At 41.4% G+C, this 24,957-nt stretch carries 20 protein-coding genes, 1 tRNA gene and 1 riboswitch; of the genes, 7 read left to right on the top strand and 14 right to left on the bottom strand.

What is annotated here, in order from left to right; genetic code table 11:
- The first annotated feature begins 87 nt into the window (after positions 1 to 87).
- The gene (locus HXT53_RS02485; protein ID WP_004112617.1) at positions 88 to 369 is read left to right on the top strand and encodes an HU family DNA-binding protein; all 282 of its coding nucleotides are present in this window, start codon (positions 88 to 90) and stop codon (positions 367 to 369) included.
- A 151-nt stretch (positions 370 to 520) separates the two neighbouring features.
- Here the strand turns inward: HXT53_RS02485 and HXT53_RS02480 are convergent.
- The 10 genes from HXT53_RS02480 to HXT53_RS02435 all read right to left on the bottom strand — a co-directional run bounded on the left by HXT53_RS02480 (position 521) and on the right by HXT53_RS02435 (position 12,438).
- Positions 521 to 594 (bottom strand) — tRNA-Arg (locus HXT53_RS02480).
- 139 nt (positions 595 to 733) lie between these two features.
- Positions 734 to 1,402, bottom strand: coding sequence for an ATP-dependent Clp protease proteolytic subunit (locus tag HXT53_RS02475; RefSeq protein WP_004112616.1), 669 nt, complete (start codon positions 1,400 to 1,402; stop codon positions 734 to 736).
- A gap of 6 nt (positions 1,403 to 1,408) precedes the next feature.
- Positions 1,409 to 2,020, bottom strand: a complete 612-nt coding sequence (locus HXT53_RS02470) for an ATP-dependent Clp protease proteolytic subunit (protein WP_004112615.1) — start codon at positions 2,018 to 2,020, stop codon at positions 1,409 to 1,411.
- A 35-nt stretch (positions 2,021 to 2,055) separates the two neighbouring features.
- Positions 2,056 to 3,519, bottom strand: a complete 1,464-nt coding sequence (locus tag HXT53_RS02465) for a chloride channel protein (RefSeq protein WP_421780557.1) — start codon at positions 3,517 to 3,519, stop codon at positions 2,056 to 2,058.
- Between the two features lie 122 nt (positions 3,520 to 3,641).
- The gene (gene tig, locus HXT53_RS02460; RefSeq protein ID WP_004115416.1) at positions 3,642 to 5,000 is read right to left on the bottom strand and encodes a trigger factor; all 1,359 of its coding nucleotides are present in this window, start codon (positions 4,998 to 5,000) and stop codon (positions 3,642 to 3,644) included.
- Between the two features lie 52 nt (positions 5,001 to 5,052).
- Positions 5,053 to 6,444, bottom strand: a complete 1,392-nt coding sequence (locus tag HXT53_RS02455; protein WP_032842056.1) for an HRDC domain-containing protein — start codon at positions 6,442 to 6,444, stop codon at positions 5,053 to 5,055.
- Between the two features lie 181 nt (positions 6,445 to 6,625).
- On the bottom strand, positions 6,626 to 6,997 hold the full coding sequence (locus HXT53_RS02450; RefSeq protein ID WP_174191060.1) for a hypothetical protein: 372 nt from the start codon (positions 6,995 to 6,997) through the stop codon (positions 6,626 to 6,628).
- 123 nt (positions 6,998 to 7,120) lie between these two features.
- Entirely contained in the window at positions 7,121 to 8,002 is an 882-nt protein-coding gene (gene pflA / locus HXT53_RS02445) for a pyruvate formate-lyase-activating protein (protein ID WP_004112608.1), read from the bottom strand.
- Positions 8,003 to 8,123: 121 nt separating this feature from the next.
- Entirely contained in the window at positions 8,124 to 10,499 is a 2,376-nt protein-coding gene (gene pflB, locus HXT53_RS02440) for a formate C-acetyltransferase (protein WP_004112605.1), read from the bottom strand.
- 241 nt (positions 10,500 to 10,740) lie between these two features.
- Complete coding sequence (locus HXT53_RS02435; protein ID WP_004112603.1) at positions 10,741 to 12,438, bottom strand: NAD+ synthase; 1,698 nt, start codon at positions 12,436 to 12,438, stop codon at positions 10,741 to 10,743.
- 308 nt (positions 12,439 to 12,746) lie between these two features.
- Between HXT53_RS02435 and HXT53_RS02430 the strand changes: the two genes are divergently transcribed.
- The 5 genes from HXT53_RS02430 to HXT53_RS02410 all read left to right on the top strand — a co-directional run bounded on the left by HXT53_RS02430 (position 12,747) and on the right by HXT53_RS02410 (position 18,820).
- Positions 12,747 to 13,595 (top strand): MetQ/NlpA family ABC transporter substrate-binding protein, encoded by an 849-nt coding sequence (locus HXT53_RS02430; RefSeq protein ID WP_004112601.1) that lies wholly within the window; start codon positions 12,747 to 12,749, stop codon positions 13,593 to 13,595.
- Between the two features lie 104 nt (positions 13,596 to 13,699).
- Complete coding sequence (locus tag HXT53_RS02425; RefSeq protein ID WP_014554658.1) at positions 13,700 to 14,524, top strand: methionine ABC transporter ATP-binding protein; 825 nt, start codon at positions 13,700 to 13,702, stop codon at positions 14,522 to 14,524.
- 2 nt (positions 14,525 to 14,526) lie between these two features.
- A complete protein-coding gene (locus HXT53_RS02420) occupies positions 14,527 to 15,210 on the top strand; it encodes a methionine ABC transporter permease (RefSeq protein ID WP_004112597.1) in 684 nt (227 codons plus the stop codon).
- A gap of 173 nt (positions 15,211 to 15,383) precedes the next feature.
- A riboswitch (TPP riboswitch) is annotated at positions 15,384 to 15,491 on the top strand.
- Positions 15,488 to 18,133 (top strand): phosphomethylpyrimidine synthase ThiC, encoded by a 2,646-nt coding sequence (gene thiC / locus HXT53_RS02415; protein ID WP_032841035.1) that lies wholly within the window; start codon positions 15,488 to 15,490, stop codon positions 18,131 to 18,133. It overlaps the preceding riboswitch by 4 nt.
- A gap of 147 nt (positions 18,134 to 18,280) precedes the next feature.
- On the top strand, positions 18,281 to 18,820 hold the full coding sequence (locus HXT53_RS02410) for a peptidylprolyl isomerase (RefSeq protein WP_004112594.1): 540 nt from the start codon (positions 18,281 to 18,283) through the stop codon (positions 18,818 to 18,820).
- A gap of 103 nt (positions 18,821 to 18,923) precedes the next feature.
- On the opposite strand, the gene HXT53_RS02405 is transcribed toward HXT53_RS02410, so the two are convergent.
- The 3 genes from HXT53_RS02405 to HXT53_RS02395 form a co-directional block, all read right to left on the bottom strand.
- The gene (locus tag HXT53_RS02405) at positions 18,924 to 21,263 is read right to left on the bottom strand and encodes a RelA/SpoT family protein (protein ID WP_004112592.1); all 2,340 of its coding nucleotides are present in this window, start codon (positions 21,261 to 21,263) and stop codon (positions 18,924 to 18,926) included.
- 160 nt (positions 21,264 to 21,423) lie between these two features.
- Entirely contained in the window at positions 21,424 to 21,921 is a 498-nt protein-coding gene (gene dut, locus HXT53_RS02400) for a dUTP diphosphatase (RefSeq protein ID WP_004112590.1), read from the bottom strand.
- A complete protein-coding gene (locus HXT53_RS02395) occupies positions 21,921 to 22,214 on the bottom strand; it encodes a DUF4193 domain-containing protein (RefSeq protein ID WP_004112589.1) in 294 nt (97 codons plus the stop codon). The genes dut and HXT53_RS02395 overlap by 1 nt, the downstream gene beginning before the upstream one ends.
- Before the next feature lie 205 nt (positions 22,215 to 22,419).
- Here HXT53_RS02395 and sepH point away from each other — a divergent pair, with 205 nt between their 5' ends.
- Positions 22,420 to 23,751: a septation protein SepH gene (gene sepH / locus HXT53_RS02390; protein ID WP_004115448.1), complete on the top strand. Its 1,332-nt coding sequence runs from the start codon at positions 22,420 to 22,422 to the stop codon at positions 23,749 to 23,751.
- 11 nt (positions 23,752 to 23,762) lie between these two features.
- Here sepH and HXT53_RS02385 read toward each other — a convergent pair whose 3' ends face one another.
- Complete coding sequence (locus tag HXT53_RS02385; protein WP_180979784.1) at positions 23,763 to 24,956, bottom strand: alkaline phosphatase family protein; 1,194 nt, start codon at positions 24,954 to 24,956, stop codon at positions 23,763 to 23,765.
- Position 24,957: the final 1 nt, after the last annotated feature.

Raw genomic sequence — 24,957 nt, 5'->3', positions numbered from 1 at the left:
ACCGCGCATTTGTAGGGAAAATGTATTAATATCTATGAGTGAAAGTGGTCTTTGGAAGAGAAGGCCCCTAACACAAAGGATGCTTGTATGGCATACAACAAGTCTGATCTCGTTTCGAAGATCGCTCAGAAGTCCAACCTTACCAAGGCACAGGCCGAGGCCGCTGTCAACGCATTCCAGGATGTGTTCGTTGAGGCTTTGCAGTCTGGTGAAGGATTGAAGCTCACTGGCCTGTTCTCCGCTGAGCGTGTAAAGCGCGCTGAGCGCACTGGCCGCAACCCACGCACTGGCGAAACCATTAAGATTCCTGCATCTTACGGTGTTAGAATCTCCGCTGGTTCTTTGCTCAAGAAGGCAGTTACTGAGTAGGTTTAAACGATAAGCGTAAGACTTACAAGCAAACGAGGAACGCTCCCAATTTTGGATTTGTTCCTCGTTTTTTTATACCTAATATGATTTTGTATGCGTTAAGCGGAAAACAGAATAAAAAAAAACGCGGTGAAAATCACCGCGCCACCTGTGCGCCAGACAGGATTCGAACCTGCAACCTTCTGATCCGTAGTCAGATGCTCTAATCCGTTGGGCTACTGGCGCATGTTTCCGAAGCCTTAGGAAATCGTTCCCTTGTTTTCGGCAACTTGACTAATATACAACCATATTCACAAAAACACAACCCTTGGCGTGTCGCCAAGGGTTGCAGCTAAAACATAAAAATCTAAAAAGTAAAAACTACTTAAGACCTATGTTCAAGAACTTCATCTACCATACCGTATTCTTTAGCCTGAGGAGCTGTAAGAATCGTATCCACCTCAATATCTTTACGAATACGCTCAATATCCTGACCAGTATGCTTTGCAAGAGTGGATTCCAACCATTCGCGCAAACGCAACATTTCCTTAGCCTGAAGCTCTATCTCAGTAGCCTTACCAAAATCCTGACCCATAGCAGGCTGATGAATAAGAACACGAGCATTTGGCAGAATCATACGCTTACCAGCAGAACCAGCTGCAAGCAAAATCGCAGCAGCCGAAGCAGCTTGCCCTAAACACACCGTTTGAACATCTGGCTTAATATACTGCATAGTGTCGTAAATTGCCGTCATAGCTGTCATAGAACCGCCTGGAGAGTTAATGTACATCATTACATCCCTATTTGGATCCATGCTTTCTAGAACCAAGAGCTGAGCCATAATGTCATCAGCAGAAGTGTCATCAACTTGTACACCCATGAAAATAATACGATCTTCAAAAAGCTTAGTGTACGGATCTTGAGTTTTCATACCATAAGGAGTCTGCTCGCCAAATTGAGGCAAAACATAACGATTCGTAAACACACCACTGGTTTGACCAAATCCACCCAAGCGCTGGGCGCGTGCAACAAACTTTGCTTCTTCACTTGCCATATAAAATCACTCCTCCCCACGCATAGAAGCTGGAGTGGTGACAATCTTATCCACAAAACCATACTCCAAAGCCTGCTGCGCAGTAAACCAATGATCATACTCATTGTCACGGTAAATTTCTTCAACTGTATGACCAGTCTGCTGCGCAGTAAGCTCAGAAAGAGTCTTCTTCATATCCATAATTAACTCAGCATTAATACGCACATCAGTTGCAGTACCGCCAACGCCACCAGAAGGCTGGTGCATAAGAACACGTGCATGAGATGTAATAAAACGCTTACCAGGAGTACCAGAACTCAGTAAGAACTGACCCATAGAAGCAGCCATTCCCACAGCAATAGTAGCCACATCTGGCTCAATAAGCTGCATAGTATCATAAATCGCCATTCCTGCCGTAATAGACCCTCCAGGCGAATTTATATAAAGCCAAATATCTTTTTTAGGATCTTGCGCAGCTAGCATAAGCATCTGTGCACAGATGATATTAGCATTTTCATCCTTGACTTCAGAACCAAGCCAAATAATACGATCCTTTAAAAGTTGATTAAAAATCGAATCCATTGGATTTTGTGGCTCCCCTTCTTGCATAATGGGAGAAGCCGTAAACAGCTCAGTCACCTTATCTCCTTACAAACATTTTGAATATATCTAGACTATCGTGTGCGTGTGACCGCAAAAAAATGCGAAATAAATCGCTCAACACAATTAGCTACGCAATTGGACACAATTGCAGCAAATAGCATAAGAAAAAGTAATGCAAACGGCGCATTTACTAATTCAGCAACTAAAAGCCAAGCCATAATTGGAGCTTTTCTGGAAGATGCAAGTAAAGAAACAGCGCCAATAATAGATACAGAAATTGCAGAAACTTGCGAAATGTCAAAAACTTGCGAAAGCGCAGACGTTGAAAAAATAGCGTATAAAATCACACCAAAGCAAGCGCCAGTCGAAATACTCGGCTGCAAAACGCCTCCAGAGGCACCGTAACGCAAAACCAACAAAGTCGCAAGCATTTTCATCATTGCAAGAAGCAATAAAATAGTCACAATATGTGAACTTTCTGCCAAATACGGAAAACTAGCTACAGAAAAAGCAAGCTGAGAAAGCGACCTACCATTCCCCATAATATGCGGAAACCAACAAGCCGCAACACCAATAACTAAGCCAGCTACAGGCATAAAACACAGCATTTGTATGCCACGCAAAGCATGAGTTCTACACCAAATAATACCCAAGCGAAAAACGTAACCAACTAAGCCGCACACTGCACCAACAACAACAGTTAAAACGCAAATTTGCCAAGAAATCACGCAAGAAAATTGCGAAATATTGTAGTATCTAGAATGATGCAATAAAAATTCAACAACAAACGCAGCAACATAATTCATAACAAGAGCAAAAGGCAAGCAATGCAAACGCTCCGAGCGCGCAATATTTTTAGCTGCATTATCTATTAGCAAGCCATTCTCGCGATTTAGCCACGCATAAAAACCAAAACCTTGAGTTTTACTAAGCAAACCTAAAGAAAGCACGGTGCCAGCTAAAGGCGCGTGGTACACTGCAGCCAAGCCAGCACCTGCAGCAGACGCAACTAGTATACGCTGAGTCTTAACAGACATATGAAAAATACTGCTGCAACGCTGAGCAATCATTGCAGCTAATTCTCTAGGAGCTACTTCCCTTCCGATTGAAATTCCAGAGCCAACAATGCCGATTTGCAATAAAACATGTGCAATAGTAGAAAAAATTGGCATTCTACTGCCACTAACGGCTTGTGGAATAGTAACGATTCGAGGAGGATTTTCTCTTTTTCGCAAAAAATACCAAGCCAGTGCAGCAATAGTCATAGCAATTGTGCCAGGTAGCACGTATCGATACCAAGGAAGAGCTGAAAATACAGTGTTTTTAGCAGATTCAATTGAGCCAAAAGCAAGGTATTGTACAGCATAAAAAATAAGCGTAAGAACTGTAGCTCCTAGGCCAATAAGAACGCCAAGGGCAACAGAGACTGCAATAAAACACGCTAGACGAATTGCAAAACTAAATAACTTGCAAGATTTACCGAATCTGCCAAATCTGCAACAAGCTTCATGCTTAGTTTTAGCACTATTATCCATAATGTCTCGCAATTCTTAAGATTTTCCTATAATAATCGTAATTATTTAATTAGATATAAGTAAGACCCAGCGGAGCTAAACTCCACTAGGTCTTAGATTAAAATCTAATAGAAGATACTAACTTACTTTTCAGAGGTAAGCTCATCAGCTACTGCAGCAGCAGCGGAAGCAGCTTTAACGCTTTCGTCTTCTGGCTCCTCTTCTTCCGTTAAGAAAGCACTCAAGTCTATAGCCTCTCCACCAGCAACGAATTTCACAGCACGCATACCAGCAAGCAAGCCCTTAGAACGAGCAACTTCCTGAACAGCGGAACCAAGCTGACCATTACGAACAATAGCGTTAATAAACTGGCTTGGATCCATACCATACTGCTGAGCAACAGAAACCAAGAAGTTAGTGACATCTGCCTGAGATACAGAAACATCGAGGCTTTCTGCCAAAGCGTCGAGAACCATTTGGTCACGAAGCTCCTTTTCTGCAGCCTTCTCAGCTTCTTCCTTCTGCTCTTTAGTAGCCTTTTCAGGATCTGGAGTCATACCCTTAAGATGTTCAGCAACAGCCTTTTCTTTAACACCCTTTGGTACAGGAATCTCAACCTCTTCCTGAATCTTAGCAATAAAGGCATCGCGAGCCATAGTAGCCTGACGGCCTTCATTTGCCTGCTCGCAAGACTTACGAACATCAGCTTTAAGCTCTTCGAAAGTATCAAACTCAGAAGCTTCCTGAGCGAAGTCATCATTAAGCTCTGGCAATTCCTGAGTCTTAACAGAGTTAACCTTCACCTTAACCTGAGCTTTTTTACCCTGGTTCTTTCCAGCCTCAAGAGTGCCTTCAAAAGTGGTCTCTTCGCCAGCGGAAAGACCTTCCAAAGCTTCATCCAAACCATCAAGCATGGTGTTGGAACCAAGCTCATAGCTCACGCCATTCTGAGAATCAGCAACCTCATCGTCGATTCGAGCTTCCAAATCAATGTTAGCAAAATCACCCTTCTTAGCTGGGCGATCAACACCAACAAGAGTACCGAAGCGCTGACGCAAAGCCTCAAGACGAGCATTAACATCATCGTCTGTAACTTCTGGCTTTTCTACTTCGATTTCTACACCCTTGAACTTGTTCAGCTTAAACTCTGGACGACGCTCAACAGTTGCAACAAACTTAAGCTTAACCTCGTCTTTAGCGGATTCTGGAACTTCCTGAACATCAAATTCTGGCTGATCCATTGGGCGAATCTTCTTTTCTTCCAAAGCCTTAGAATAAAGCTCTGGAACAGCAGAATTTACAGCTTCACCGGCAACAGCTCCGAAGCCAACTCGCTGATCGACAATCTTGCCTGGTACGTGTCCCTTACGGAAACCTGGCACGTTGATTTGCTTTGCGATCTCTTTACGAGCCTGATCCATAAATGGCTCAAAATCTTCGAGATCTGCGGTAATGGTGAGCTTAACCTTAGTTGGCTCAAGATTCCTGACGCTGATTTTCACGCTTCATGCTCCTGAAATTACGTTTTCTAGCTTCTGCCATATGGCACAACCGTTACATAATAGCGCGAGTTACGGACTCTGCAATTAAATCGCTTTGCCACGTTCTTGCGCCCTGCTCTACAAGAAACTCCTTAACGTTAATATGCTCAATATTATCTTGCCAACAAAGATTGCGAATAATTTGCGGTTTAATAATGATTTCTGTAGGAGTATGCGTATCTTCTGCAATCTTGATTAAAGACTGCTTTACATTTTGTAAGCGCTCATATCTTTTGGGATGATGATCACGCCAATACTTCATAGATCGTGGAGCTGCTTGCGATTCTTGTGCGTCGCTAGAATCCGCAGAATCGCTAGAATCCGCAGAATCGCCAGCATCCGCAGAATTGTCAGAATCGCCAGAATCGTTGTAATTGCCATATTTACTACTTGAATCATCAAGCTTAGAAACAATAGCGACTTCCCCACTTTTAGCGCGACTAATCGCGTCTTCTATAACAGCTTTCCACACATTTGGTTTGATTTTGCGCTGAATCGGAGCATAGCGTTCAAACATCTTGTCTTGCTCGCTGCCCGTGTGAATCCTAACGCGTTCGTTAAGAATGCGAATTGAGCGAAACTCCCTAGAATTACTTGGCTTTCGCTTGCCTGCCTCAATAATCGCAGCATCCGAAAGCAATAGAGTTGGCGCAATATCGTATTGACGAGCAAGCTCATCTCGCTTTTGCCAAAGCTCTTTTGCAATCATTAAGCCGATTTTATCGTGCATAAGAACGCTTATATGAGATATTCTAAGCCAAGGATTTGGGTGAGGAGCCTTCTTTTGCGCACCTTTACTTAATAAGTGTGCAAACTCTTGATTTGCCCATAAAAGCTTGCCTTGCTTTTTTAACTCGCCGCTCATTACTTCTTCTAATTCGATTAGCAATTCAACGTCTAAAGCCGCGTAATTTCGCCAATCTCTAGGAAGAGGTCTATATGACCAATCCGCTGCAGAATGTTCTTTTGCAAGAGTCAACCCCAAATAATATTCAGTTACAGAGCTTAATCCAAAGCGCTTTCTACCAAGTAATTTAGCTGCGATTTCTGTATCAAATAAAGCACGCGGACGCAAACCAATATCGAAAAATCCTGGCAAATCTTGCATAGAATCGTGAATAATCCAAGGCGCATCCCCTACTGCCTGGTTAAATTCATGCCAATCAACGCCAAGTTTTCCTAAAGCTATTGGGTCCAGCAATCCAATTCCTGCACCTTTGCGTTTGAACTGAATCAGCCAATCTTCGTGACCATATCTAAAACCAGATGCGCGCTCTGCATCTGCAGCCAAAGGCCCCGACCCTGCTGCCAACAAATTACAATATTCTTTATATGCTTCAAGCGTATCAATGACTTCTGGAACTCCTTCTCTAGGCTCTTTTAAGAGCTTTGGTTCCTTATTCAAGAACGCCTCCCGATTGTACGCTTTAGCCAAATTCTTACGCTTTTTGCATCTTACTTTGCAATTTTTTGCAAAATATCCGTAAAAAATATTTAAGCCGTGTTATAGATTATGCATCTTTTAACACGGCTTCAACTTTCGCACACAACTACGACTAATCACAAATAAGTAATCAATTAAATAATCAATCTGTTTTATTATTTACTATTTCTCCATTTATGTGCTTAACAAGCCTAGTTTTAAGGAATCTAGTAAGAGTAAATGCGACTGCCGAAACTAAAACTGTTGGGATAACGTAGATAGCATGTAAACCTAAATCTCTTATTGGGAAAGTGGCAAGTTCTGTAGCAATGGTTATAGCAATAGATATTATTGGCACTTCAATAAGAGGTTTCTTATCGAAAGCCGCAACGATATTTATCGGCAACAAAATTATCGGCAAAACAATTAAAATAATAAGCGCTGTGCCAAAGCCAAACTGATCGTTACACCGTGCAAAAATAGCTAACGCTAATGCAAAAGCTAATGCAATCCAACAACCTATTCTGCGCTTCATTGCGTATCCTTTCTCTAAAAAAGGTTATTTGTATAATTATACAAAATCCTTCAAAAAAAAACAATACAATACGCAAAAATTGCCTAAATTACAATTACAACTTTAGTGCAATCTAAACGCAGTCTAGTACACTACAAAACCGTGGTCTTTGAACTGATTTACAACTCGCTCTTTAAGCGCCCTAGAAGGCCCTTTTTGATTCTCAAGTGGGTACGGAATCCTAAGCTCATGCCACTTTGGACGGCCTAGTTGATGGAATCCAAGCACGTCAATATGCTCAACAGCATCTCCAAACGAATCGCAAATCTCAGCAACTTTTTCAACATTTTCTTCACTGTCTGTAAGACCTGGAACGAGCACAAAACGCACCCAAATCTTCTTACCAGCCTTCGCTAAGCGCTGACCAAAGTCAATAGTTGGCTGAAGCAAGCCGCCAGTTACTTTTTTATACGTTTCTTCAATACCAGATTTAACATCTAGCAAGCAAAGATCAATGTCGTCAATCATTTCGTCTGTATAATTGCGATTCAAAAAGCCCGAAGTATCTAAGCAAGTATGCACGCCCATTTCTTTTGCTGCACGAAATACTCTAGATACAAAAGCTGGTTGCATCATGGATTCGCCGCCAGAAAATGTGATTCCGCCACCAGTTGCCTTAAAAAGACTTTGATAACGGTCTACTTTTTTAATCATTGCATCTAAGTAGACTGGCTTGCCATCGCGCATTTTCCAAGTATCTGGATTTTGGCAATATTGGCAGCGAAGTGGGCAGCCGCTCATAAAAACAGTCATACGAGTGCCAGGGCCATCAACAGAAGTATTAATATCCCAAGAATGTACAAATCCAATATCGCCAGTTTTAAGAGCAACTAAGCGGTCTTTTCTGTCTAATCCAATTGGAGATTCAAAACCAGAAAGACCACCCATTAAAGTTTGTCGGGCATACTCTTTTGACTCCTTTAACATGTGCTGAGTCGTGGTACGAAATGCTGTGTTTTCAACCATCTATATGCCCTCCTATAACCGTCTTTGGTTTAATTTATTCGATTTTAAAAACTACGTTTATTTTAAAAGCCGCCAGGAGCAAAACCTACTCACTCCCGGCGGCATTCGCAATCAATCAGAATCAGTCAGTAACTGAACCCTGGTGGAATGTACGAGAAATAACGTCGAGCTGCTGCTCCTTAGTGAGCTTTACGAAGTTCACTGCGTAGCCAGAAACGCGAACCGTAAGGTGTGGGTACTTTTCTGGGTGCTCAACAGCGTCTTCAAGCTGTTCCTTGCGCAAAACGTTGATGTTTGCGTGGTACAAGCCGTGACCGTTGCCAGCGTCCAAAATACCAACCAAATTCGTTATACGCTCGTCTTCATCTCTTCCCAAACCATCTGGCGTAATGGTGTTGGTCAAAGAAATACCATCGAGAGCATCATCATAGTCAATCTTGCCAACGGAGAACATGGATGGAAGCATACCGTGAGAATCCATACCATTTTCTGGGTTTGCGCCTGGAGCGTAAGGAGTACCCTTCTTGTGACCAGATGGGAAGGAACCAGTGTTCTTGCCGTATTCAACGTTAGAAGTAATAGTCAAGATAGACTGAGTTGGAACAGCATTACGGTACACAGGCAAACGCTTTACCTGACCCATAACAGTGCTTACAACCCACTTTGCCAAGTCATCAGCACGATCGTCATCGTTACCGTAGATTGGGAACTCTCCAACCGTCTTGTAGCCAACGATTAAGTCGTCTTCTGCGCCTTCGATGTACTCATACTCATGACCTTCAGTGGTCTTAGCATCCTTGTTGTAAATTGGGTAAACCTTTGCATACTTCAAAGCAGCCAAGGAATCTGCAGCAATAGACAAGCCAGACATACCGCAGCCGAGTGTACGATAGACTTCCCTATCGTGCAAAGCCATCTCAATGGACTCGTACGCGTACTTATCATGCATGTAGTGGATGATGTTCAAAGCCTCAATGTAGGTTTCGGAAAGCCATTCCAAAGCCTTCTCGTAATTGGCCTTAACCTTCTCGTAGTCAAGAGTTCCGTCGGCTTCTGGCTTGATTGGGTCAATAACACCCTTATCAATAACCTGCATGCCAGTCATTTCATCGCGACCACCGTTAATCGCGTAGAGCAAAGCCTTTGCGGAGTTAACGCGAGCAGCGAAGAACTGCATTTGCTTACCAACGCGCATTGGGGAAACGCAGCAAGCAATAGCAGCGTCATCGCCCCAGTGCTCACGAATATCTTTATCGGACTCGTACTGAATTGCAGAAGTGTCGATAGAGATTTGTGCGCAGAAACGCTTGTAGGCTTCTGGAAGCTTTGGATCCCAGAAAATAGTGATGTTTGGCTCAGGACCTGGCCCAAGATGCTCAAGAGTCAAAGTGTTGAGCAAACGGAACGAAGTCTTAGTAACAAATGTGCGACCATCATCGCTGAAGCCAGCATCGGACCAAGTTGCCCAATATGGATCTCCAGAGAAGATTGCGTCGTAATCCTTAGTACGCAAGAAGCGAACAATACGAAGCTTCATAACCAAAGCATCAATGATTTCCTGAGCATCGGTTTCGTTGATTAATCCAGCCTTCAAATCACGCTCAAAGTAGCAATCGAAGAATGCGGAAACACGTCCGAAGCTCATTGCAGCGCCATCCTGGCTCTTAACAGAAGCAAGATAGCCCATGTAAGTCCACTGAACAGCTTCCTTAGCGGTTTGAGCTGGGCGGCTCAAATCCAAGCCGTACTCGTTACCCAAGTTGATAAGCTGCTTCAAAGCCTTGATTTGCTCATCGTGCTCTTCGCGGAAGCGAATCCAATGCTCAATCTCGGTCTCAGTAAAGTCGTTGCGGTATGGAATCGAATCCTTATCGCGCTTCTTGAACTCAATAAGCATATTTACGCCGTAAAGAGCCACGCGACGATAATCACCGATAATACGACCACGACCATAAGCGTCTGGCAAACCAGTCAAAATCTTATTGTGGCGAGCAATCTTAATATTCTTGGTGTAAACACCAAACACGCCATCGTTATGAGTCTTGCGATAAACGGTGAAAATCTTCTTAATTTCTGGATCTACTTCCTTGCCGGCTTCCTTAATAGCCTGCTCAACCATTCGCCAACCACCGTTTGGCATCATAGCGCGCTTGCAAGGTTCGTCAGTTTGCAAACCGACGATTACGTTATCTACTTCTGGGCTTTCAATGTAGCCTGCTGGCATTGCGTCAATGCCTGCTGGAATATGAGTTTCAACGTCGTACACGCGGCGCTCACGCTCAACTGCCAAGTAATTGTCATCGAGATACTTCCACATATGCTTCGTTTTCTCGGTAGCATTCGCCAAGAAGGATTCGTCGCCTTCGTATGGGGTGTAGTTCTTTAAAATAAAGTCGCGTACGTCAATATCTTTTTCCCAATTGCCGCTTGTAAATCCATCCCACGCTTTTGCACGAAGATCCTCTTCGGTGAGAACGGATGCATCCACTGATGCCATATTTGACTCCTTTCGTATCCACGACGCTTCTTCACGCCGTCTTCTCTACTATGTTAAAGCAATGTTTAAACAGTACACGTCGATTTTTTACTATTTTAAAGTGAGTTACCTCACATTTTATGCTTTTATGTATTCAATTTAGTAAAAAACGCTAGTTTGAATACTCAAACTAGCGCATATGCAATATGTAGTTAATCAACGGATGCTTGCGACTTTTCCCAAGACGTATCCAAGATTTCGTCTACTCTCTAAACGCGGTTGTTACTGGAATTCGCCTATCTCTTCCAAACGCAATCGCACTAACTTTTGGCCCTAACGGATACTGCCTACGCTTCCATTCTGCGCGGTCTACAAGCCTAATAACTGTATTAACTGTGCGCTCATCAAAACCATCTGCAAGCAAATCTGCGCGACCATGAGCAAGCTCAATATGAGCTTCCAACACTTTATCTAGCAAATCGTATTCTGGCAAAGAATCAGAATCCTTTTGCCCTGGTCTTAGCTCTGCGCTTGGAGGCTTAATAATCGAGTTTACAGGTATAAGAATGCCATCTTTTGGAGCATTGTCTTTAGGAAAATCTTCTCTTCCTGCAATAGGTAACATTCCAAGACCTACTCCATTTTGAGCAGCACGATTTCGCCATCTAGAAAGCGCCCAAACGCGAGTCTTAAACAAATCTTTAATAGGAGCATACCCTCCTACTGCATCTCCATAAATCGTAGAATAACCGCATGCAAGCTCCGACTTATTACCAGTAGCTAGAGCCAGCAAACCTTTTGAATTAGAGTACGCCATAACAATCACGCCTCTAACTCGCGCTTGCAAATTCTCTGCAGCAACACCTTGTAAATCAAGCTGATTTTGGAATGACTTAAAAAGTGGCTCAATGGGCTGAATATCGTAATGTGCTCCAAGTCGCTTAGCTAAATCGCAAGCGTCGTCTTTAGAACCAAGCGAAGAATACATGCTTGGCATTGAGATTCCCCAAACGTTTTGCCCTCCGCAAGCATCTGCCGCCATAGTTGCAACTAGCGCAGAGTCAATTCCGCCAGAAAGTCCTAAGCAAACGCCCTTAAATCCGTTTTTGCGCATGTAATCTCTAAGTCCCAAAACACATGCGCAATAAACTTCTTCGTCTGGGTCTAATTTTTGAGCAATCGTTGAGCATTTTTGTGCATCTAAATCTGTATTAAAATCAACAAAACTTAAGTCTTGATCAAACATTTTAGAACGCTCGATCAGGGATCCATCTGCGTTTACTACAAAACTGCCGCCATCAAAAACAAGATCATCTTGAGCACCAACTTGATTTACGTAAACAAGAGGAGCATTAACCTCTTTTGCACGCTTTTGCGCCAGCTTTAAGCGAATATCTGTTTTGCCTTCTTCGTACGGAGAACCGTTGATTGTTACTAAAACATCAATCCCCTCTTTAGAAAGACGCGCAACTGGGCCGCCATCTTGCCAGATGTCTTCGCAAATCGCAAATCCTAATTTTGCGCCTTTAACGTTTAGAATTCCGCAATCATTTCCAGAAGAGAAAATTCTAAATTCGTCAAAAACGCCATAATTTGGTAAGAAATGCTTGTCGTAAACAAGTGCCACTTTTCCATCATGAATAACAAGTAAACGATTTCTTGGCTTACCTAATTCATCGTCTACACCAACTGTTCCAACAACAACGTATAAATCACCTAATCCGCTATCTTTTAAGATTTTTGCAAGACTATAAGCAGCGTCGCCAGCTGCTTTTCTAAATGTTGCACGCAAAGCAAGGTCTTCGATTGGATACCCTGTTAGTGTCATTTCTGGAAACACAACAATATCGGCGTCTCCCTTACTTGCGTCTTTGCAAAATCGCAATATTTCATCCGTATTTTTGCTTATGTTTCCAACGCAAGTGTCAATTTGAGCTAAAGCTAAACGCAAAGAAGTCATGTTTTTATTATAATCCATGTTGCATAAGCCGCATTTTATAAAGTCATACTGCAATAAAAGCATCCACTAAACAGGAAAATCGCAAAACGCCAATCATAAAAAACAAGCGAAAAACAAAAAATTAATCGCAAGTATAAAAAATTAATTGTCACATATCTGCCTGATTTCATTAGTATTGCTAACTCGTCATAAATTATACAAATAGAAAATAGGTAGCGAAGAAGATACAAAATCGCATATATTGATATTCCGTTGCTAAGAAACAAAAAATCAACGAACAAAAAACATTAAAGGACAAGGGGAAAAATATGAAAATCACAAAGAAGAACACAAAGATTATTGCAGCTTTTACAGCACTAACTGCGATTTTGGGGCTTTCACTAAGCGCATGCGGATCTTCTGCAAATGGAGCAACTAAAGACGATAAGGTGATTAAGGTTGCAGCTTCCCCAACTCCTCACAGCGATATTTTAAACAAAGTAGTTAAGCCAATTTTGCAAAAACAAGGCTATAAGTTGGTTGTTAAGGAATTTACTGACTACGTGCAACCAAATACTGCTGTAGAAGAAGGCGAAGCAGACGCAAACTACCATCAGCATTTGCCATACTTAGATAACTTTAATAAAGAAAGAGGAACGCATATTATTTCTATTGCTGGAATCCACTTTGAACCATTTGGACTTTACCCAGGAAAGACTAAAACAATTAAGGACTTAAAAGATGGCGCAACAGTTGCGGTTCCTAGCGACCCAACCAACGAAGCTCGCGCACTTCTTCTTTTGCAAGATGCAGGTCTTCTTAAGCTAAAGAATCCAAAGGATGTTAACGCAACAAAGAAAGATATTGTTTCTAATCCAAAGAATCTAAAGTTTAAGGAAATAGACGCTGCTTTGGTTCCAACAGTTGTTAAGGACGTTGATTTAGCTGCTCTAAACGGAAACTACGCTATTCAAGCTGGATTTAACCCAACTAAAGATCCTCTTACAAGCGAAAAAGTTGGAGGCGTAGCTGCTAAGACATACGAAAACATTATTGCTGTTAAGAAAGGATCCGAAAAGCTTGCTAAGATCAAGGCTCTTGTAAAAGCGTTAAAAACAGATGCAGTTCGTGACTTTATAAAGAAAAACTACAACGGCGCTGTTTTGCCAGTTTTCTAAGATGATTGCATTGTTCTAACCTTAAGCAAATATGAGACATGTGCCTCACAAAAGCATAGAGGCACGTGCCTCATATTTGTTTTCCAAAATCAGTGAGAGATAATATGATTCAAATTGAGCATCTTTATAAAACTTACTCAAGTGGTAAGCAATCGCACGAAGCACTTAACGATATTAATTTAACTATTGAATCAGGCGAAGTATTTGGTATTTTGGGATCTTCTGGAGCTGGAAAATCATCATTAGTCAGATGCATGAACTTGTTAGAACGTCCAACATCTGGAAGAGTGCTAATAGACGGAAAAGATATTACGGACGCCAAAAATAGAGATTTATCTAAAATAAGATCGAATATTGGAATGATTTTCCAAAACTTTAGTCTTTTTCAACAGCGAACTGTGTTACAAAATGTGACTTTTCCTTTGGAACTAAACAACACTCCTAAAGAAAAAAGAGAAGAACGAGCAAAGTATTTACTCGATTTAGTTGGATTAAAAGATTTAGCAAACCGTTACCCTGTTCAGCTTTCTGGCGGACAACAGCAAAGAGTTGCAATAGCGAGAGCACTTGCTAATAATCCTTCTATAATGCTTTGTGACGAAGCAACAAGCGCCTTGGATTCAACAACTACAGCACAAATACTTGACTTGCTTAGAAGAATCAACCGAGATCTTAACGTAACACTGGTTATTATTACTCACTCGTTAGCAGTAGCAAGAAATATTTGCGATAGGGTTGCTATGATTGACGGCGGAAAAATCGTAGAGATCGGCGACACTTCAACACTTTTCAAAAATCCTCAAAGCAATATTTTAAAAACGCTTATTGCAGACGAACATGTTGAAAACCATAGGGGAACTAAATCCAATAATAGTAATTCCGAAAATGAAATAACCACTAATAGCGCAACAAACAATGGGGTGAAATAAAAATGCCAGAAAATATTTCACAATTTATAGACGAATATGGAGAACTACTTATTGAAGGCACAAAAGATACAATATCTATGACTTCAATATCTACACTATTCGCATACGTAATAGGATTACCAATAGGAGTTCTTCTTATAACAAGCGCAAAACAAGGAATACGTCCTAACTCATATTTGAATGCGGTTTTAGGTTGGATTGTAAATATTGTTCGCTCAATACCGTTTATAATCCTACTTGTTGCAATAATTCCACTTACTAGACTTATTGTTGGAACGTCTTTGGGAGTTTCTGGCGCTATTGTTCCTCTTGTTTTAACAGCTGCACCATTCGTAGCGCGAATTGTTGAGCAATCTCTTGCAGAAGTTGATGGAAGTCTTATAGAAGCTGCACAAAGTTTTGGCGCAAGCAATACGCAAATAGTATTCAAAGTATTGCTTTTTGAAAGCTTGCCTTCATTAATTCGTGGAGCGGCATTGACTTTCATTACACTTTTTGGATTCTCTGCAATGGCTGGAACTGTTGGCGCAGGCGGTCTAGGAGATATTGCAATTCGCTACGGATATCAGCGTTACCAATACGATGTTATGAGTGTTGCTGTTATTTTCTGTATTCTTCTTGTGCAAGTAGTACAAACTGTTGGAGATTTAATATCCAATAAAATCAACCATCATGAACGTCGATAATATCCAATAATAAAAGTAACAAATAAAAAAGTCACAAATAAAATCCTAGTAGCGTAAGATACAGTAAAATCTATTAATCGCTTCTAGGATTTTCTATTTATCAAATGATCAACCATTCAACATGCCTACGATTTATTAAAAAGCTACTAAATAATGTAGAATGTCTGCGTCACAACATTTTGCAGGGGTGCTTTCTTTTTAAAGAAGGCTGAGATAGGTGAAAAACCTGACCCTTCGAACCTGTTAGTTAATACAACGTAGGGAGCAACGATTAAGTATGACCTCAAACTATCCATACGCATCAATGCGTGACCAGTTCAACCTAAACACATGTTTTATTGCAGATCCTAAACTATGCAAAAGTCGCGCACTCACGGATATAGTTGACGACTCTTTACGCGCAGGATCAACATTCATAAGGCTTAATTGTGCGGATGAAAGCGCAAAAGAAATCACATCAATCGCACGAGATATTGCACAAATCATAGAAGATAACGATAAATGTGATTCAGTAACTTTCGTAATAGACGGAAGAGTTGACGTTGTCTGGCAGGCAAGAAATCAAGGAATTAAAGTCGATGGAGTTCATCTTGCGCAAAGCGACATGGAACCTAAAGAAGCACGAGCACTTTTGGGAGAAGACGCAATAATAGGCTTGTCCGTAGAAACAGAAAGTCTTGTTAAGGTTATTAATGAACTTCCTGATGGCTGCATTGATTATATTTGTGTAACGGCAATGCATAATCCAGAAGATGGTTGCGAAAACATTACTCCAACTTATGAATTAGAACCAAATCACACTATTTTAGATGGAGCAAAGATTAATACTATTTGCTCAGCAAGCGATTTTCCAGTACTTGTTGGAGGAAGAACATCTTTAGAAGATGTTGACATGATTGCTCGCAGTAAGGCTGCAGGATTGTTTGTATCTGAAGCATTGTACGCAAGCGAAACACCAGAATCCACAATGAGTGAATTCGTGGAACGCTTTACGCACATTCGCGGCAATCAAAAGCACGGTTATGCAAAACGCGTTATAATTCAGGAAAAAGCTGATGAGAAAGCTAACAATACGCCAAAGTTCATTAATGCTAAAGAAGCAAAAGATGCTGCAAAATTAGCAAAGCAACAGCGCGTTGATATTGCTTCTCGCGGATGTACTCAGAGGGACAAAGCTCATATTCGTAAAACTACGCCAGTTCACTTTGAATATGAATATGGTTCTTACGATTTGGAAGTTCCTTATACAGAAATTAAGCTTTCTGATACTCCAGGCGTTGGTCCTAACCCACCATTTAAGGATTACAACACAGAAGGTCCTAAGTGCGATCCTAAGGAAGGCTTGGCTCCACTTCGTCTTGATTGGATTAGAGATCGTGGCGATGTTGTTGAATATGAAGGTCGTAGTCGAAATCTTCAAGATGACGGCAAGCGAGCTATTAAGCGAGGAAAAGCTTCAAAAGAGTGGCGTGGTCGCACTCATAAGCCAATGAAGGCTGCAGATCATCCTATTACACAGATGTGGTACGCGCGTCATGGAATTATCACTCCAGAAATGCAGTATGTTGCTACTCGCGAAAATTGCGATGTGGAACTTGTTCGCTCTGAAGTTGCATTTGGTCGCGCTGTGATTCCTTGCAATATCAACCACCCTGAAGCAGAACCTATGATTATTGGTTCTCGCTTCTTAACTAAGCTAAACGCAAACATGGGTAATTCTGCTGTAACATCTTCTATTGACGAAGAAGTAGAAAAACTTACGTGGGCTACTAAGTGGGGTGCAGATACCGTTATGGATCTTTCCACAGGTAACGATATTCACACAACTCGCGAGTGGATTTTGCGTAACTCCCCTGTTCCGATTGGTACCGTTCCAATGTATCAAGCTTTGGAAAAAGTTGAGGATGATGCTTCTAAGCTCAGCTGGGAGCTTTTCCGCGACACTGTTATTGAACAGTGCGAGCAAGGCGTTGACTACATGACTATTCACGCAGGCGTGCTTCTTCGCTACGTGCCTCTTACTGCAAACCGCGTAACTGGTATTGTTTCTCGAGGCGGATCCATTATGGCTGAATGGTGCTTGCAACACCATCAAGAAAGCTTCTTATACACTCACTTCGAAGAATTATGTGAGATTTTTGCCAAGTACGATGTTGCGTTCTCTTTGGGAGATGGTTTACGACCAGGAAGCTTGGCTGATGCAAACGATGCTGCTCAGCTTTCCGAGCTTATGACGCTTGGTGAGCTTACTAAGATTGCTTGGCAACACGATGTTCAGGTTATGATTGAAGGCCCAGGACACGTACCATTTGATACGGTACGCATGAATATTGAAATGGAGAAAGCGATTTGCCAGAATGCTCCATTCTATACTCTTGGTCCTTTAACAACCGATACTGCACCAGGATATGATCACATTACTTCCGCTATCGGCGGCGTTGAAATCGCTCGTTATGGCACAGCAATGCTTTGCTACGTCACTCCTAAAGAGCATTTAGGACTTCCTAATAAGGACGACGTTAAGCAAGGTGTTATTGCTTATAAGATTGCTTGTCACGCTGCGGATCTTGCTAAGCATCATCCGCATGCCATGGATAGAGATAACGCTATAAGCAAGGCTCGTTTCGAGTTTCGCTGGCTGGATCAGTTTAATTTAAGCTACGATCCAGATACCGCTATCGCTTTCCATGACGAAACGCTTCCAGCAGAGCCAGCAAAAATGGCTCACTTCTGTTCCATGTGTGGACCAAAATTCTGCTCAATGGCTATTTCTCAGAATATTCGCAAGCGTTTCGGTGGCGCAGATCAACAAGAACAACTTGTTGAAGAAGCCCGCAGTCAGGCTATTGCCGAGGGTATGAAAGAGATGAGTAAAAAGTTCCAGGAAGCTGGTTCAACGTTGTATCAAAGCGCCAAAGCGTAGAGTATCTATGTTTCTAAAGTTTTGATATTACGAAAATAAGGCGAGTTAATGCAAGATTAATCCTGCTCAAGCTCGCCTTATTTTTATTTGCAACAGTTTTATTTGCAACAGTTTTGAACAGTCTTTAACATATGGGAAAATCGCATTATGACACTTATCAATATGCATACGTCCGAAGGCGATATAAAGATTAATCTTTTTGACGATAAAGCGCCTATTACAGTAAAAAATTTCGTTGACTTGGCGACTGGTTCAAAAGAGTGGATGAATCCTTTTACGGGAGAAAAATCCAACGAACCATTCTATGACGGTTTGACATTCCATCGTATTATCAAAGACTTTATGATTCAAGGCGGATGCCCTCTTGGAAACGGAATGGGTGGTCCTGGCTACGAATTTGACGATGAGATTGACCCATCCTTAAAGTTTGATAAACCGTATCTTCTTGCAATGGCAAATGCTGGAAAACAGCGCGGACGAGACGGACGCTTACACGGCACGAATGGATCTCAGTTCTTTATAACTACCGTGCCAACTCCTTGGCTTGATGGTCATCACACCATTTTTGGAGAAGTCGTGGATGATGAATCTAAAGCTGTTGTAGATAAGCTCGAATCTGTTCCAACAGATAGGTCTGATGCCCCACTAGAGCCAGTTGGAATTATATCTATTGAGGTTATTAAGTAATAACATTAATTAAAATAAAGCATAAATAATATAAAATTGCAATAATAAAACTTCCAGCCAAAACATTATTTGACTGGAAGTTTTATTGTTTAGGTTTTCTTGTTTAGTCGCGTTCCATTTTTCTGAGTCGCGGTTCCGCACTATCTTTTGCGCCCGTAATTCTATAAACGTCAAAAACGCCATCAATCTTACGAATTGCAGCAAGAAGAGTGTTCAAATGCTGAGGATCTGCCATTTCAAACGTAAATTGACTTGTAGCAACGCGGTCATCTCCAGTAGCAATCGTTCCCGAAAGAATGTTTACACCATGATCCGAAAGAACTCGCGTAACATCCGAAAGCAAATGCTGACGATCCAAAGCTTCTACTTGAACTTTAACAAGGAACAAGCCTTTATCGCTAGTCCATTGAACAGGAATAACACGCTCCGACTGTGACTTTTGCAAATCAATCATATTCTGGCAATCCGTTCTATGAACAGAAACACCCTGATTTCTAGTTATAAAACCAACAATGTCATCTCCAGGAACAGGCATGCAACAGCGAGCAAGTTTAACCCACACATCTCCAACGCCCTTTACGGAAACACCAAGAACACCATTAGATTTGCGATTACGCTCAACTCTCCTAAGCGGAAGTGCTTCTTCCTGAGCTTCTTCAGCTACTTCTTCACTACCAGCATCTTTAACAAGACGAGAAATAACGTTTTGAGTGGAAACTTGACCTTCGCCAATTGCAGCGTAAACAGCTTCTACATTAGCAGTTATATTAAGCTCTTCTGCAACACCTATTAACGCTTGTGGAGTAAGTAAAGTAGATAAAGGCAAATTACGTTTACGCATAGCTCGCGTAAGCTCGTCTTTACCCTCTTCAATCGCCTCCGAACGGCGTTCCTTGCTAAACCATTGACGAATCTTATTTCTAGCTCTAGGGCTTTTTACAAAGCTGAGCCAATCTCTTGAAGGACCAGCAGTATCAGACTTTGATGTAAGAACTTCTACAGTATCGCCATTGTTAAGCTTAGTGTCAAGTGGCACAAGCTTTCCATTTACGCGAGCGCCCATCATTCTGTGACCAACCTCAGTATGCACAGAATAAGCAAAGTCAACTGGAGTTGCATCTTGCGGAAGAGCAACAATACTTCCCTTTGGAGTAAACACGTAGACTTCCGAAGCTCCAAGATCTTGCTTTAAGGAACCCAAGAATTCGTCAGAATCTGGCGTTTCACTGGTCCAATCTGCAAGCTGCTGAATCCACTTTAAATTATCTAATTCGCTAAGCTCTTTGTTTTCTTCTTGTTCACGCTTAACATCACCTTTATCTGGCTTGCTTAAAGCGCGACCAGCTTGTCCGTTTGCCTTATACTTCCAGTGAGCAGCAATACCAAATTCAGCACGCCTATGCATGTCCCATGTGCGAATCTGAATCTCCACAGGCTTTCCACCAGGACCTACAACAGTAGTGTGCAAGCTTTGGTACATATTTAGCTTAGGCGTTGCTATATAGTCCTTAAAACGTCCAGGAACAGGACTCCAGCGCGCATGAACTGCACCTAATGCAGCATAACAGTCTCGAATAGAATCAACGATTATTCGCACACCTACAAGATCGTAAATATTTTCAAAATCATGACCGCGAACAATCATCTTTTGATAGATTGAAAAATAATCTTTTGGACGCCCCTTAACAGAAGCTTTTACATGTTGCTGGTTTAAATCTTCATTGATTTCTTCTAGAATTTGACGCAAATAAACTTCACGTTGACCAGCTCTACGAGCAACTAAAACTACTATTTCGTTATAAATTTTTGGATATAAAACTTTAAAGCTTAGCTCTTCAAGCTCTGTTTTAATTGCGTTCATGCCGAGTCGATTTGCAAGAGGAGCGTAAACATCTAGAGTTTCACGAGCCTTTTTATGTGAGCTAGATGGCTTAACGTATCTCCATGTACGAGCGTTATGCAAACGATCTGCAAGTTTTACCACCAACACTCGCACATCTCGGCTCATTGCAACAACCATTTTTCTGATTGTTTCCGCCTGAGCGCTTTCTCCATATTCCATTTTTGATATTTTTGTAACACCGTCTACTAATCCTGCAACAGTATCACCAAAATCAGCCCTACACTCTTCTAGCGTATAATCAGTATCTTCAACAGTATCGTGCAATAATCCTGCAGCAACAACTATAGGACCCATTCCTAGGTCAGCTAAAATCTGAGCAACAGCAAGAGGATGAATAATATATGGTTCGCCGGATTTACGCCTTTGACCAGTATGCTGTTTTACGGCTCTAGCATAAGCTTTGTGCAAAATCTCCATATTCTCATCGGGATGATGCCACTTACACATTCGCAATATTGGGCACAATGGGTCTCGCATATCTTCGCTAATTTCACATCCGAGCATGTTAGCGCCCTTAATGTCGTCTTGATTTTCACCCATCGAATATCACCTCCCGATCTATAGTTACTATCCTACCTTGTAAAACAAGCTAAATCATACAATAATCTACATGTCTAATATTAAACACAATAAACTTAACATTAAATACAATAAATCCGACTCAGTCTAATAAACTTAGCTCTGGCCGGATTTATGTAATTTATTGCACTCCAGTAGATCCAAATCCTTTTGTAGATCTATCTGATCCTGGAAGCTGATTTGCCTCAATAAAATTAGCTTCAACATAACGTTGAATAACTAGTTGAGCTATACGATCTCCACGATGGAACTGCACAGCATTGTTCGGATCCATATTTATCAACGGAACCTTAATTTCACCGCGATACCCAGCATCAACGGTTCCTGGCGCATTAAGAACTGTAACACCTTGTTTTACAGCGAGACCAGAACGCGGATGAACTAGAGCAACGTATCCAGCCGGCAAAGCTATAGCAACACCAGTTGGAACCAGAGCACGTTCAAACGGGCGCAAAGTCACATCTTGCGTAGTTCGCAAATCCGCCCCAGCATCGCCAGCATGAGCGTAAGAAATATGTTCCATAGCAGGCTGATTACTATCAGTATCATCCAAATTATCTAAATACTTGATAAGAACTTCTACCTGTTCTGGACCAGTGTAGGTCTCGTCATAAGACATTAGGCTGCGCACTCCTTGCAAACTGGCTGACCGTCTTGAGACATTTGTGCAAGCTGACTACGATGCTTTACGAGGAAACACTCTGAGCAAATAAATTCATCACCCTGCATTGGTATTACTGTAACAGACGCATCTTCATTGCTTAAATCTGCACCTGGCAACTCGTAATCTTCTGCAATAGCATTCTCATCATCGTCTATATCGTTAGCAGAGCTTTGTGAACCCTTACTCAACGCTTCCAATGACTCCTCGTCTTCGTCTTTACTACGAGGAGAATCATAATCCTGTGCCATTATGGTCCTTTCGTTTTTAAAACTACTTACTAAATCTACTTTTATACTTTTAGCTATCTAATAAAAGCTACCTACGCGCATAGCATACATGAAAGCTACCCCGCATAGAATACTCGCTTTTTTATTCATAGAAAATGGCAAAGAAGGCAGACTATGGACTAAAGTATGTTATAAGTAGCGTTAAAAGCGAGGAAAGTGGTGCACAATGCTTGAAAATCCGCCAAAAGAGGCGAGTTTCGATCATGTGGATAATAATGGCGATTTAATTTTTATTTTTGAAAACACGCCGTTAAAAATTCATGTTGACGACACGCTGGAGCGCGCGATTGCCGAATCAAAAAAACTAACAAATGTTGGTGGCGATAATCAAAACACAGTTAATTCTATTGGTAAATCTGATGATTCGCCAGCTGCTACCACGGCAACACTACCTATATCTCAGATACAAGCACTGATACGTGCTGGCGTCGATCCAGAACATGTTGCAAAGCGATATAACGTAAGCGAATCTCAAGTTAAAAGATTCTCTAGTGGCGTTGAAACAGAAAAACAGTACGCTATTGAGCAATTCTTAACAGTTCCAGCTCCAAAACAAAGCAATATGAGAACTATTTCAGATTTGATCGAACGAACTCTCGCAAAAGCACATATTGGAATGGAAACTGTAAAATGGCGTGCCACAAGACGCGGACTTGAACCATGGCTTATAACAGCAGAGTTCAACACTGCTACTCGAACAATAAAAGCAGAGTGGACTTGGAATATGCACGACAACTCTATTACGTGCGCAAACCCTTCATCTAGATTGTTGCTTGGCGAAGAAATCATGAACAATGATTCTTCTTCTAAAAAATCACAGTTTGGAGGAGCTTATAGAGACACAGTAAGCATAAACTTCCCATTCGCAAATGATGAGCTTCCAGGAAATTCGATTCGTTCTGCAAGAATAGAACGTGCTGTGAGTCAGTGGGAATCAAGGAATAGCGTTAATCTTGCAAATGTTGCTATTCAAACAGAGGCTGCACAAAAAGAACAAAACAGCAACAATACTAATAATTCTTTAGATGGTTATACAGAAAATCCAATTCTAAGCGATTTGGTATCAAACTCTACTCCATCTAACAATCCAGATAATACAGAACAGTCTTCTGCAAACGTAAAAAACATAGAAGCCGCAGAAACTGCTGCAAATATTGCAAACTCTTCTTCTAATTCTGGAATCTATAAGTCTAAAGAAAATTCAGAAAATGAAGATAGTAGCGAAAATGCGAGCGCAAACATTTCACAAGATAATTCTAGTGAAAATGCGGTAGTCGATTCTTCCAAATCTGCTTCTGCAAAAAGCAAATATGCAAATTCTAAATCAAACACTTTTGGATCAGATTCTGAAGATGCGCATGTTCAAGCAGATAAAACAGTTGCTATAGAAACTCCAAAAACTGAACCAAAACAGCATATGAACGAGCATACTAGGGCTAAGAAGAGCACGAGAGCTGCTGTTCCTAGTTGGGATGAGATTCTTTTTGGAGAGGCTTAATTTATCGTAAATCAAGCTATATCAACTAAACATGGAATATCCATTTCCATGTGACTCATAGAGCCATGAACGCTTGGTAAGTTCATGGCTTTTTCTGTTTCTATCCTGGAATCCACTATAGTTACAGATGACTTTGCTTGAACAAGAACATCACCTATGACGCTTAATGCTAACGGGCTGACTTTTCCAAAAACACCATCTTTAACAGCTTGCTCTTTAGTTCTGACACGCGCTTTATCTTGCAAAACGTTAGACCATCTTAACGCAATGTCATCTGGATTTTCGCCATCTTCCGCGTAAAGCATAACAGACCTAGGCTCTCCCCCAACAAGCTTAACTCCTTTAGTAAGACGACTATCTTTTGCAATATCTATTTTCAAATCTGGATTTGATTCAATCATTCCATGGTCTGCAGTAATAACAATCAAAGTGCCTTTTTGACAATTCTTTTTTAAAAGACTCAGTTGCGCGTCTATCTGCTCAAAAGCTGAAACCCAATTCTCAGATTTCCAACCATAATTGTGACCAACTTTATCAATATCTCTAAGGTACAAATATGTTAAACCAGGCGTTTTAGTACTATTTGCAGCATTCATAATTCTTGCTCTAGGAGTTGATCCACTTATGAATTTAGCTCCCCTAAAAGCTGCTTGAGTTAGAGGAGAATCCTCAAATTTTGAAAGACTTACATGATTCGCTCTAACACCTAAATTAGAAAGCGACTCAAATATTGTAGGCTGGCGTTGCAAATCTAATGGATCTGGAGCATCCCTAAATTGGATTAATTGAGATAATGCACCCGTTTTAGGATTTTTTTGCGTGTATCCCGTCATTGCAGTAAGACCAGGGCATGTTCCAGTGCCAAAAGTTGCCATTGCTGCAACCGTAGTACTCGGAATACAAGTCTTTATTGGACGCTGATTTGCGCAATCGTTAAGAAGATAGCGCAAATAAGGAGCATGACCTTTTCTAATAGCAAGATTCCAATAGCCAAGTCCGTCTACAAGCACAACAACAGCACTCTGTGACTTCGGAAATCCAAGACTAATGCGCGCAGTATCAGGATCATTATAAACATCTGTACTAATCGAAGCATCAATCGAAGAGCTTACTGCTGGAAGAATCGCAGACAAACGAAGATCGGAGTTACACGAATCATCAACAAAATTCAGCAAATCATCCACAGACGGAATCTCAATACTCATA

The sequence above is a fragment of the Gardnerella sp. KA00390 genome (genome assembly GCF_049244075.1).
In the GTDB taxonomy this organism is placed as follows: domain Bacteria; phylum Actinomycetota; class Actinomycetes; order Actinomycetales; family Bifidobacteriaceae; genus Bifidobacterium; species Bifidobacterium vaginale.
The sequence above is the reverse complement of the archived record's forward strand: the minus strand, read 5'-3'. Positions and strand labels throughout refer to the sequence as shown.